The sequence below is a fragment of the Enterobacter cloacae genome, assembly GCF_013375935.1.
GTDB classification, from domain to species: Bacteria; Pseudomonadota; Gammaproteobacteria; order Enterobacterales; family Enterobacteriaceae; genus Enterobacter; species Enterobacter pasteurii.
In genome coordinates this window covers 3,359,240-3,370,886 of record NZ_CP056117.1, presented here as the reverse complement: position 1 = coordinate 3,370,886, position 11,647 = coordinate 3,359,240, and the positions used below count along the sequence as shown (strand labels likewise).

Below are 11,647 nucleotides of genomic sequence, written 5' to 3'. Positions count from 1 at the left end.
ATCCTGCGGATCGCCTTACCATTATGAGGCAGACTGATTCAGCCGTACGACCAGATAAAGGCACGGCCGATCCGTTTCGTTGATAAAGCGGCAGTCATTCGGTGGCCCCAGCTCCAGGCAATCTCCGGCCTTCATTTCATGGCGGGTATCCCCTTCCTGAAACACCAGCTCGCCGGACTGTAGCCAGATAAGCTGGCGCGCCAGGGCATAAGAGGAGGCGGGCATTGGCACATCGCTGCCCGCGGGCAGCTCCACCTGAACGAGATCGATGGGCAGGTCGGTGCGCGGCGATACGTGCCGGCGCAGATAGTGCGTTTGCGGATCGCGCCAGACGGGCTGGTTAGCCAGGCGCAGCAGTTTCCCCTCCTGCATTTCCGCACGCGCAATCAGCGTCGACATGCTGATACCAAAGGCACCCGAAAAGCGCGCAAGCAGTGTTGCGGTTGGGCTGCTGTCGCCCCGTTCAATCTTGTGGATCATGGCGCGCGAAATACCTGCCCGCTCGGCCAGCTCGCTCAAAGACCAGCCTCGCGATTCACGCTCAATGCGAAGCCGGGCGCTAATCCGTTGATTCATAGTGTCTGTCATCGTGTTCATGACGTCATACTATAGTGTATGAATGGTTTTCCGGTGCAGTTTTAATGACAAAAAAATAGGGACTTAGCCATGGCGATGCAACCCGGTAAATGTGTAATATTGTAATTAATGCATACTACTATAGTGAACAACACAGCCAGAGGACCCGCCATGATCGTTCGTCATGCCCTAAAAGAAGATTGCGCCGCTATCGGAGAGATTTACAACCATGCGGTGCTGCATACTGCCGCCATCTGGAACGATACGACCGTCGATACCGATAACCGTATCGCCTGGTTCGAAGCGCGCAAGCTGATGGGCTATCCGGTGCTGGTCAGTGAAGAAGACGGCGTGGTGACGGGTTATGCCTCTTTCGGCGACTGGCGGGCGTTCGACGGTTTTCGCCATACGGTTGAGCACTCGGTGTACGTTCACCCCGACCATCAGGGCAAAGGCATTGGGCGGCTGCTGATGAAGGCCCTGATCGACGAAGCCCGTCAGATCGGCAAGCATGTGATGGTGGCCGGTATTGAGGCGCAAAATCAGGCGTCGATTCATCTGCATGAAACCCTGGGCTTCGTCACCACCGGAAGGATGCCGCAGGTAGGCACCAAATTTGGCCGCTGGCTGGATTTAACCTTTATGCAGCTTCAGCTCGACGAGCGCAGCGATCCGGATGTGCTCCCATGAACCAGTCGCTGACCCTGGCGTTCCTGGTGGCTGCCGGCATCGGGCTGGTCGTGCAAAACACCTTAATGGTGCGCATTACGCAGTCCTCCTCCACCATTCTTATCGCCATGCTGCTTAACTCGCTGGTGGGGATTGTGCTGTTTGTCAGCATTCTGCTGATTAAGAATGGCATGGCGGGGTTTAGCGAACTGGCTTCGACGGTGCGCTGGTGGACGCTGATTCCCGGCCTGCTCGGGTCATTCTTTGTCTTTGCCAGCATTAGCGGCTACCAGAACGTGGGCGCGGCGACGACAATCGCCGTTCTGGTGGCAAGCCAGCTGATAGGCGGCCTGGTGCTGGACGTCCTCAGAAGCAGCGGCGTACCGCTGCGGACGCTGGTTGGCCCGGCGTGCGGCGCGGTGATGCTGGTGGTCGGCGCCTGGCTGGTGGCGCGGCGCCAGTTTTAACCCTACAGAATGGTACCGCCCTGCGTGAGATGGGCAAGGCGCGCTTCCGCCTCTTCTTTATGCTGCCTGCCATGATGCGCAATTGCGGTGCGCAGGCGCTGCTGCTGGGTGTAACGTTCTTCACGGCTAAGCGCGGTATCGTCGCTGAGTTCAATCAGCAGTTCATTCATGTGCGCGATAACGCTCTCTTCGATGGCAGCATCAACGCGGGCCATCACGTCGCTTAAATGTGACATTGTCACTCCTCCGTTAATGCCCGGCAAGCGTAGCGCCACCGGGCAAGACCTCAGTTTATCTTCGCCTTTGAGAAATCACTGCCCATCAGGCTCACGCTGTAGCCCGTGACGTTGCTGCGGGTCGCATAGAAGGTTTTGCCGTTAGCTAACGCGATCCACGGCGCCTGCTGGTAGAAAATTTCCTGGGCCTGACCGTACAGCTTCGCGCGCTCGTCCGCGGAGCTCGTCAGTTTGGCCTTTTGCACCAGATCATCATAACCCTTATCACACCAGCGTGCGGCGTTGGATCCGGTTTTTATGCTGTTGCAGCCCAGCAGCACGTCGGCGAAGTTGTCCGGGTCGCCGTTGTCAGACATCCAGCCGAACAGCGCGGAGTCATGCTCGCCTTTACGCATGCCGGAGAGGTATTCCCCCCACTCGTATGACACAATTTTTGCCTTCACCCCCACCTTCGCCCAGTCGGCCTGGATCATCTCCGCAATGCGTCGGGAATTTGGGTTATACGGGCGCTGAACCGGCATGGACCACAGGGTCACTTCTGCGCCCTTTTCAAGCCCAGCCTGCTTCAGCAGCGCTTTTGCTTTCTCGGGATCGTAGCCGTAATCCTGAAGGTCTTTATTGAAGCCGAGCATGTTCGGCGGGATCGGCGATTTGGCTACCGTGCCAGACCCCATAAAGACAGCATTGACGATGGCTTTTTTATCGGTCGCGTAGTTCAGCGCCTGGCGCACCAGCATGTTATCAAACGGCTTTTTCTCTGTATTAAACGCCAGGTATCCCACGTTCAGCGCCTCCACCGAGTGCAGCGCCAGGTCTTTATTTTTCTTAATCACATCAAACTGCACCGGCGACGGCGCGGGGATAATCTGACATTCGTTAGTCTGCAGCTTCGCCAGGCGCGTTTCGACGTTAGGGGTAATGGAGAAGATAAGGTGTTTAGTCGGCACCTCACCGTCCCAGTAGTTCGGGTTGGCAACGTAGCGGATCAGCGAGTCCACCTTGTATTGCTGAAGCACGTACGGCCCGGTGCCGATTGGCCAGGTGTCTACGTTTTCAGGCGTGCCCTTTTTCAGCATGGCGTCCGCGTATTCGGCGGAGAGGATCGAGGCGAAGTCCATCCCCCAGTCGGCCAGGAAAGCCGCATTGGGTTCGCTCGGCGTGAACTGGACGTGATAATCATCGAGCTTTTTCACATCCTGAATCAGCTTGTCGAGGCCCACGTCGTTAAAGTATTCGTAATTGCCCTGCGAAACATTGTGATACGGATGCTTAGGGTCTTTCTGACGCATAACGGAGAAAATAACGTCATCAGCATTAAAATCACGCGTAGGATTAAAGTACTTATTGCTGTTGAACTTCACCCCTTTACGCAGCGTAAAGGTATAGGTTTTGCCGTCAGGTGAAATAGTCCATGATTCTGCCAGCGAGGGAACCGGCGTATTTTTCACCGGATCGAAGTTTATCAGGCGGTTATACAGCGTTTGCGAGCTGGCGACAAACGACGGGCCAGAGCTGGCGATCTGCGGGTTAAACGACTCCGGCGACGCCTCGGAGCAGTAGATAATAGTGTCATTATTTGCAGCCCATGCGGCGCTTGCCGGCAGCAGCGCGCTCAGCGCCAGCGCGAGCAATGTTTTCCCTGTAGACATAGTTATTACCCTTTCGGTTTTATTATAGTGAACCGTAATAACAGCACAGCCGTTTTAACCTGACAAATAACGAATCACTATCAGGTTATTCTAAAGGCGCACATTTCGCCGGTTTTAGCACCAGCATGACGAAAGCGATTTGCCTTAAGGTTCGTTATTCGTCAAGCACAACCGCCACGATCAATGCCGCAAGAAATCGTCCCTTTTGCCGTCTCCTCAGCCGTTTGTTTGCTTTCTCGTTTAGCTAAAGTAACGGCGTGAAGAAGTCTACAGGACCAAATCGTGGCAAAAACACTTTTACGCAGCGGTAATCTGGATGATTTTCAGGCCGTTGGCGGCGGCGGACAGGCCGTTTTTGAATCAGCGCTGCAAATCCGCGAAGCGCTCCGGTTACGCAAACAGCAGGCCATCGTTGACTGCCTGGCTATCCCGCAGGTCAATGACGGCGGCGACCGCGTTGACTGGTACTCGCCGATAGAGGGAACCGTTTCAGGCTGGAAGGCCGCGAACGAAGATGACCGCTATCGCGCCCTGCGCTACCTTGAAAATACGCTCGCCAGCGTGGAATCGCTGAGTAAAAAATGCCTCCAGTCGCCTAAAACCGCCCAGCAGCTGTTTGGCTCTCTGCTTTCAAAAGCCTTCCAGTTCCCCGGTGAAAACTTCGTGTTTCTGGTGAACGGCAGGCCGGTGATCTGCTTCTGGGGCTTTGTGAACCTCAACGAGAGCGCGCGGGACGACGTGCTTGGCTGCCTGCGCGAATCGCTTATCCCTGAACCTGCACCGGTGATAATCGAGGAGCCGGAGCCAGAACCCGAGCCTGCGCCGGTAGTCACCTTTGAGCAGGCCGATGCGCCGCTTATCGCGCAAGCCACCGCTGTACGTATCACCGAAGATGATCTGTATACGCCAGAGCCTGCCCGCGTGAACGTTGAGCCACCAGAGCCGGCCCCTGCTCTCACGCAAAAAAAACGTCGCTCCCCCCTCTGGCTGCTGCCGGTTGCTGCCGTCGCTATCGCGGCCATTGCCGCCCCGCTGCTCTGGCCGAAACAGGCCCCGACCGCAGCGCCCGCGCCAGCCCCGGTCGCCATTGCGCCAGCGCCCGTGAAAACGGTGAAGCCGCTTGAGCTGACGCTCCCGCTGCACCAGGCCGAGGTGGTGGAGCCAAAGGTTAAAACCCCGGCTCCCGCTGCGGAGCCGGTGGTGATTACCGCTATCCCGAAAGATGCCATGGTAATGGAGGCAAACCAGGTCAAGGCCGGGTTAACGCGCTTCCTGAACGGCACCTGGCGCGCGTTCCTGGATGTGCAGGATCCGCTCACCGGTAAGCCGCCGTCGCTGCGCTACCAGATCCAGAACAACAAAGGGTTTGCCCGGGTGGTGCATGGCGACAACATCGTGTGCCGCGTAGAGGTCTTCTCCGGTTTACACAGCAACGGCGAGCTGCTGATCAAAACGCGCGGTAACGCACGCTGCACCGACGGCTCGCGTTATCCGATGCCGGAAGTGGCCTGCAAGGCGGGAACCAGCGACGTGGCGGAATGCACGGCACGTTATGATGCCAACACCGTCGTTCCTTTGACGTTTAAGAAAGCAGGTGCCTGATCCTATGCTGGTTAATCTTTGCGACTACAAACAGAGCGTTACGCTTATCGCTAACAGCGGCGTGCAGTTTCTTGATTTTGGCCTGACCCCGCAGGACACCGCCAGCAACGGGCGGTTCGTGCGTAAAACGGCAAATGGCCCGCTGCTGCGCCTGAATTTTGATCTGGTAAATGGCCGTTACACCCTGCCCGCCGCCGATGGCGGACAGCCGGAAGTGGTTAAGCCTGAAAGCACGATTTCGCTGCATGATTCCCTGACCGTGCTGGACGGCATCTGGCTGCCGCTCCCTTTCCTGCGCTTTAACCCGCCAAGAACGTTTGTAGATGGCCCGGATAACTGGGCCCGCGTGCAGGTGCGCAAACTGTCCGCGCCCGACGCCGCAGGCAATACGCACCGCGTCACCGTCGCGCTCGACAGCCAGATCGCGGAACATGCAACCTCCGCCCTGTCGCCGGTTGAAAACGATATCCTGAACGGCACGCGTTTCGCCCTCGCCTGGCGCGATAGTGAAGTTGAGAGTTTCCTGGACCAGACCTGGATTGACGGCTGGCTGCGTGAAGCCTTCACACAGTATGCTGACGGGGTTGAAAAACGCGCCGAGCGCGAGCTGCATCAGGCCATGCGCAGCTTCGAGTATCAGGCGCACTGGCTCAACCTGCTCTCCATGCTCGGTGAACAGCTCACCGTGCCGGAGGTGAAGTTTGTCACGCACACCCTGAGCACCCCGGCCATTCCTGTCGATCTGATCCTCGACGTGGGGAACACCCATACCTGCGGCGTGATTATTGAAGATCACGGAGACGCTAACGACGGCCTGCGTCAGACGGCTGAACTCCAGGTACGTTCCCTGAGCGAGCCGCAGTTCCTGAACGAGCCGCTGTTTACCAGCCGCCTCGAATTTTCGGAGGCGCGTTTTGGCAAGCAGCACTTCTCCGTGGAAAGCGGCCGGGAGGATGCGTTCGTCTGGCCGTCGATTGTCCGCGTGGGTGATGAGGCGCGTAAGCTGGCAATGCAGCGTCTGGGCACCGAAGGCAACAGCGGAATTTCCAGCCCGCGTCGTTATCTGTGGGATGAGACCCCGGTGGTGCAGGACTGGCGCTTCAGCCAGATGAACGGCAAAACCCAGCGCGAACCGCTGGCCACCGCGTTCCCGCTGATGAACCTGATGAACGATGACGGGGAACCGCTTTTTACCCTGCCGCCGGATGAGCGCCTGCCGGTCTTCTCGCCGCAGTACAGCCGCAGCACCCTGATGACGCACATGCTCTGCGAGCTGCTGGCTCAGGCGCTGGGGCAGATTAACAGCGTGGCTACGCGTTTGCGGCTCGGTTTTCCGGCGTCACCCCGCCAGCTGCGCACGCTGATCCTGACCCTGCCTTCGGCGATGCCGAAACAGGAGCGCGAGATCTTCCGCCGCCGCATGTTCGAAGCCATCGCCATCGTCTGGAAAGCGATGGGCTGGCATCCGCAGGATGAAGATTTTGCCAGCCGCAGGCAGCAGGAAAAAAGCGTGGTTCCGGTACCTGAGATCCAGATGGAGTGGGACGAGGCCAGCTGCGGCCAGCTGGTGTGGCTGTACAACGAAGCCATTTCCCGCTTCGGCGGCCAGACCGAGGCGTTTTTTGCCTCCCTCGCCCGTCCGGACCGCGCGCCAGAGCCGGGGGTCCAGCCGGGACGCGCGCTGCGCGTAGCCTCGATTGATATCGGCGGCGGCACGACGGATATGGCCATCACGCACTATCAGCTGGACGATGGTTCCGGGAATAACGTCAAAATTACCCCGCAGCTGTTGTTCCGCGAAGGGTTTAAGGTTGCCGGTGACGATACCCTGCTCGACGTGATCCAGCGCTACGTGCTGCCCGCGCTGCAAACCCAGCTTCAGAAATCCGGCTTAGCCGACGCCTCTCTGCTGATGGCATCCCTGTTCGGTGACTCCGGTCGGATCGATACTCAGGCGGTACTGCGTCAGCAAACCGCGCTTCAGCTCTTTATGCCGATCGGCCACGCGATCCTTGCGGCGTGGGAAACGAGCGACGTTGACGATCCGCTGGCCGGGCTGCACGCCACCTTTGGCGATCTGCTTACGCAAAAACCAACGCGTAACGTGATGAATTATCTCCAGCAGGCCATCGACCACGCGTTGCCGGCTGGCTCGGAAACGTTCGACCTGTTCAGCGTGCCGGTGCACGTCAACTTCCGTGAGATGCAGGACGCCATGCTGGCGGGCCAGTTCACGCTTGCCGCCCCGCTTCATGCGGTATGTGAGGCCATCTCGCATTACGGTTGCGATATTTTGCTGATCACCGGACGCCCGGGCTGCCTGCCGGGCGTTCAGGCACTGATTCGCCACCTGCAGCCGGTGCCGGTCAACCGCATCGTCTGGCTGGATAAGTATCAGGTTCATGAATGGTATCCGTTCAGCCAGCAGGGACGGATCGGCAATCCGAAATCGACTGCCGCCGTCGGCGCGATGCTCTGTAGCCTTGCGCTGGATCTGCGCCTGCCGCGCTTTAACTTTAAGGCGGCGGATATCGGCGCGTACTCCACGGTACGCTATCTGGGGGTGCTGGATAACACCGTTAATACCCTGCGGGAAGAGAATGTCTGGTATCACGATATCGACCTCGATAAGCCCGGCGCGAAACTGGATGCCCGCCTGCACTTCCCGCTGCGCGGCAACGTCACGCTCGGCTTCCGGCAGCTGGCAAACGCCCGCTGGCCCGCGACGCCGCTCTATACCCTGAGCATTAACTCGGCCGAGCTGGCGAAAACCATTGCGGGTGACGGCGTGCTGAACGTGCGCCTGAAGCTGCGGGGCGGTAACAGGCAGGAAGGTCCGGAATCCTTCGAGCTGAGCGAAGCCTGGCTACAGGACGGTACGCCGGTGCCGCCGGATGCTCTGACCTTTAAACTGAATACTCTGGCCGATCGCCGACACAGCGGCAGCCACTACTGGATCGACAGCGGGAGCGTATACCTGAAATGACTGCGACGACTGCCACCACTCAGGCCTTAATCGGGTGGATCAACGAGACGCGACAGCACGCCCCGATGCTGGATAACGAAGCCGATGCCCTGCTTGCGCGTCTCAACGCAGCGCGCGCGCGTGAGGAGGCGCTCGATCGCGCGCTTATCAGCCAGAGCACCGTGGGCTTATACGGTCACTCTCAGGCGGCGAAAGCGCACCTGCTCGCGTCCCTGTGCGGCAACGGCAACGAACGGCTGAACGTTATGCCGGGTCAACGCACGTTTGACTACTTCTCGCATATCAATCCCGGAAACGCGCCGACCAATATGGCCGTTCGTTTCAGCAGAACGGCCAGTGAGATCGTCGATGATGCGTTTCCGCTGCGGATCGCACTGGTGACGGAAGCCGAGCTGGTACAGCTTTTCATTGCGCGAACCACCCTGCACCCGCAGATCCGCCCGGTTGAAAAATCCGTTATCGAAGCCCGCCTTGAACAGTGGCGTGCCCTGCGCCAGCCGCAGAGCGTGCCGGGAATGACGGCGCAGGACGTCGCGGCCGTCGCCCGTTTCTGGCAGAGCATGGTACCGGGTGCAAAACAGCACGTTGACGATGCCCTGTGGTATCAGTTTGCGCTGCTCGTGCCGTCGCTCGATCTCAGCACCCGCGCCAGCGTCTGGTCTCTGCTGTGGGGTGAGCAGCAGGAGCTAACCCAGCAGTGGCTTAAGCTCGCCCATGTGCTTCATCAAACCAGCCATGCCGGCACGCTTGCTGCGCCGTTGAGTCTGCTGATGGACAGCTTCGGTCTGCCGTGTGAAGGATTCCTGACCCCTGGGGCGTTAAGCGCACCGGAAGCGCAGGAAACGCTCCTTCACCCTCTGGAAAATGGCGAGATGCTCAATGCCATCAGCCTTCCTGTCGACGTGCTGGCGTTTCTCACCCGCGAACTGGTGCTGCCCGTTGAGGGTGCCGTACTGGACAGCGTGGATATTATTGATATTCCAGCCATTTCTGACGACAACACGCCGCTGATGCACCAGGCTAAATCCCTGTGGCTGCTGGAGCATTATCGCCAGCAGCTCCAGCCGGACGTGCTGGTTATCTGCAACGCGACGGCGCGCCACCAGCAGACGGCGAAGACGGCCAGGATCCTGCAAAACTGGGTAAAAGAGACGCAGCCTGGCGAGGAGTCCGCGCTGCCGGGCCTGGTGTGGGCCATTACCCCTCACGATGCGCGATTCACCACAAAGCAGAATCTTGACGAAGCCGTTCAGCAGCTGCTGGGTCAGCCGGGACTGCGCTGGGGGACGCTGCAGGCGCTGGATAACCACAGCATGCAAAGAGTGATTGAATGGCTATCGCAGGCTACCCTGCCGGCGCAGCGGCAGAAGCGACTCCACGCGCTGAAATCGCTGCTGCGACAGGAGCTGTCTGCGCTGATGCAGCCGTACCTCGCGCCGCTTACGCAGACGCCGGATCAAAGACGCTCTCAGGCCGAAAAAATGGTGCGAACGCTGCAAGGCAGCGCTGCCCGCCACGGTGAGCTGCTTGACGGTCTTCTTCCGCCGTTAAAGGCATTTGAAACGCTGCTGACGGTTCACCAGCCTCGCGAGGAGCAGGTCAACGGCCTGTTTAATGATGTTATCGACCTGTTCGCAGAAGAGACGCACGAAAGCACAGGTGCGACTCAGACCAAAGACAGGGCGCGGCTGGCGCATAGCGTCTGGGTTAACCATCTGCGTCAGTGGAGCCGCAACGACGCGGCAGCGGCCCGTCTGGGCCTGGATCCTGCGATTTTACAGCATATTGCCGATGTGCTTATCGTCACCAGCTACCGCCTGAACCTGCCGCTGCAGCTGCAACGTATTGTGGAAACGGATAAAAGCAGCGCTGCGCAGCTGCACGCCGCCACAGGCAATTTCATCGGCTGGCTGGGATACGATCTGACCGCGGTCTCTGAGCGTCCGGCAAGCCGGATCCGTAAAGGACAGCCAATTTTTGTGACCCCGGTGGTCAGCAGCGCCTCTCCACGCCTCACCCGACTGGGCGAGCAGCCCGTTCATGCGGCGACAGCCTATGTATATGACTGGCTGGTTGCGCTCTACACCCGCGCCATTGAGAACGTGGATTACCAGTGTCCTCACGACGTGCAGCCTGCTGCGCGCAGGAAATTATTAACCCTGCTGCCTTAATCACCTCAGCCCGCAGAAGTGCGGGCTAACGCTCACTTACCATCAAAGAAGTTGGCTAAAGCCTGAGCTAACGCAGAAGGATTTTCCCAGGACATTGAATGGCCCGCATTGGGTATAATCTTTGTCGCCACGCCTTTTTGTTGCAGGCGATTAAAATCTTCATCGGGAAGTGACCATTCACCGAAAACTAACGTTATCGGGCAGGTTAACGACAAGAACTTGTCTTCCCAGTCAGGTTTTACCCCCTCTACCAGGCTCGTTGCGCCGCGCCAAACGGCCCAGGGGGCATTGCTTTGAAGGCTTCCAGCCCATGGCGACGTTTCTGCGCGAAGCATTTCATTATATCCCTGCTCCAGAAACCGTTGTTCTGCTTGGGCCGCAATAGATCGGCTGAATATTCCACCGCCCGCATGAAAATTGGGTTCAGAAACGATTAATCCCTTAACGCGCGGCTGTAATAGCACTGCCGTTTCAATAGCAATGCTTCCTCCCATGCTATGGCCATAGAGCCAGAAATGGTCCAGGCCGAGATGGTTTAACAGTTCAACTACCACCTGCGCCTGCTCGCTTGTGCGATAACGGTACTTTTCAGGTTTCTCACTGTAACCGCTGCCGGGAAGATCGATCAGAATGGCTCTGCGATCTCCAAACCGGGTGTCACAGACAATGCGTGGATACTCATACGAAGAGGCGCAGCCTAATCCGTGGATAAATACAACAGGCTCACCTGAACCGGGAAGATCGAGCCAGCGCACAGTACAACCGGCATGCTGCGAATAAAAACTGTTCATAAGCACTCCCTTTACAACGAACTGTTTATTTATACAGTCTCTATGTTTGAAATGCTATGTTCTGATTTAGAATCTGGAAACGTGCTTCAGAAAAGTGAGATCAACAGCGCAACAGGAAAGCTCATCGGCCAGGTGGAACCCACCAGGAAGGCGCTCAGCAGGCGAATGCGCTTACGATCTTTTGACAGGAACCAGGTGATTAATGCGCAGATGAAGGCCATGATTGCGTAAAACACCAACATCTTTTGATACAACGTCATTCTGTTTACCTGAGCCGAAAAAATAACCGCACGCAATATGCGGCATATGTTGACGCAGATCAAGTTTTTTCGTTACATCATAACCACTTAAATATTATGGATAATAACAACTGAGTACCTTGTGTAACAACGCGGGGGGAAGCAAAACGGCTATTGGTAATAACATGCATTAAAAATGCACTTTTTGATAAATTTACTCCGGCGGAACGCGTTCTAATTAGCACAGGCTATTAAGGGAGG

Annotated in this window: 10 protein-coding genes; 5 read left to right on the top strand and 5 right to left on the bottom strand. The window is 57.8% G+C overall.

Features of this window, described 5'->3' with window-relative positions:
- Positions 1–21 precede the first annotated feature (21 nt).
- Positions 22–597, bottom strand: coding sequence for a helix-turn-helix domain-containing protein (locus HWQ14_RS15855; RefSeq protein ID WP_148419764.1), 576 nt, complete (start codon positions 595–597; stop codon positions 22–24).
- Between the two features lie 150 nt (positions 598–747).
- Between HWQ14_RS15855 and HWQ14_RS15850 the strand changes: the two genes are divergently transcribed.
- Both HWQ14_RS15850 and HWQ14_RS15845 read left to right on the top strand, forming a co-directional pair.
- Entirely contained in the window at positions 748–1,266 is a 519-nt protein-coding gene (locus HWQ14_RS15850; protein ID WP_148419763.1) for a GNAT family N-acetyltransferase, read from the top strand.
- A complete protein-coding gene (locus HWQ14_RS15845; RefSeq protein WP_176610243.1) occupies positions 1,263–1,712 on the top strand; it encodes a DMT family transporter in 450 nt (149 codons plus the stop codon). Before HWQ14_RS15850 ends, HWQ14_RS15845 begins: the two co-directional genes overlap by 4 nt.
- Positions 1,713–1,714: 2 nt before the next feature.
- On the opposite strand, the gene HWQ14_RS15840 is transcribed toward HWQ14_RS15845, so the two are convergent.
- Both HWQ14_RS15840 and HWQ14_RS15835 read right to left on the bottom strand, forming a co-directional pair.
- Complete coding sequence (locus tag HWQ14_RS15840; RefSeq protein WP_148419761.1) at positions 1,715–1,948, bottom strand: YdcY family protein; 234 nt, start codon at positions 1,946–1,948, stop codon at positions 1,715–1,717.
- A gap of 50 nt (positions 1,949–1,998) precedes the next feature.
- Complete coding sequence (locus HWQ14_RS15835) at positions 1,999–3,597, bottom strand: ABC transporter substrate-binding protein (RefSeq protein ID WP_176610242.1); 1,599 nt, start codon at positions 3,595–3,597, stop codon at positions 1,999–2,001.
- A 282-nt stretch (positions 3,598–3,879) separates the two neighbouring features.
- Here HWQ14_RS15835 and HWQ14_RS15830 point away from each other — a divergent pair, with 282 nt between their 5' ends.
- Genes HWQ14_RS15830 through HWQ14_RS15820 form a run of 3 tightly spaced genes read left to right on the top strand, consistent with a single transcriptional unit; the run spans position 3,880 to position 10,356 of the window.
- Positions 3,880–5,199 (top strand): SrfA family protein, encoded by a 1,320-nt coding sequence (locus tag HWQ14_RS15830; RefSeq protein ID WP_176610241.1) that lies wholly within the window; start codon positions 3,880–3,882, stop codon positions 5,197–5,199.
- 4 nt (positions 5,200–5,203) lie between these two features.
- The gene (locus HWQ14_RS15825; RefSeq protein WP_176610240.1) at positions 5,204–8,185 is read left to right on the top strand and encodes a virulence factor SrfB; all 2,982 of its coding nucleotides are present in this window, start codon (positions 5,204–5,206) and stop codon (positions 8,183–8,185) included.
- Entirely contained in the window at positions 8,182–10,356 is a 2,175-nt protein-coding gene (locus HWQ14_RS15820) for a virulence factor SrfC family protein (protein ID WP_176610239.1), read from the top strand. Before HWQ14_RS15825 ends, HWQ14_RS15820 begins: the two co-directional genes overlap by 4 nt.
- 32 nt (positions 10,357–10,388) lie before the next feature.
- Here HWQ14_RS15820 and HWQ14_RS15815 read toward each other — a convergent pair whose 3' ends face one another.
- Positions 10,389–11,147: an alpha/beta fold hydrolase gene (locus HWQ14_RS15815; RefSeq protein WP_176610238.1), complete on the bottom strand. Its 759-nt coding sequence runs from the start codon at positions 11,145–11,147 to the stop codon at positions 10,389–10,391.
- 86 nt (positions 11,148–11,233) lie between these two features.
- Positions 11,234–11,407: a GhoT/OrtT family toxin gene (locus HWQ14_RS15810; RefSeq protein ID WP_148419756.1), complete on the bottom strand. Its 174-nt coding sequence runs from the start codon at positions 11,405–11,407 to the stop codon at positions 11,234–11,236.
- Positions 11,408–11,647 lie beyond the last annotated feature (240 nt).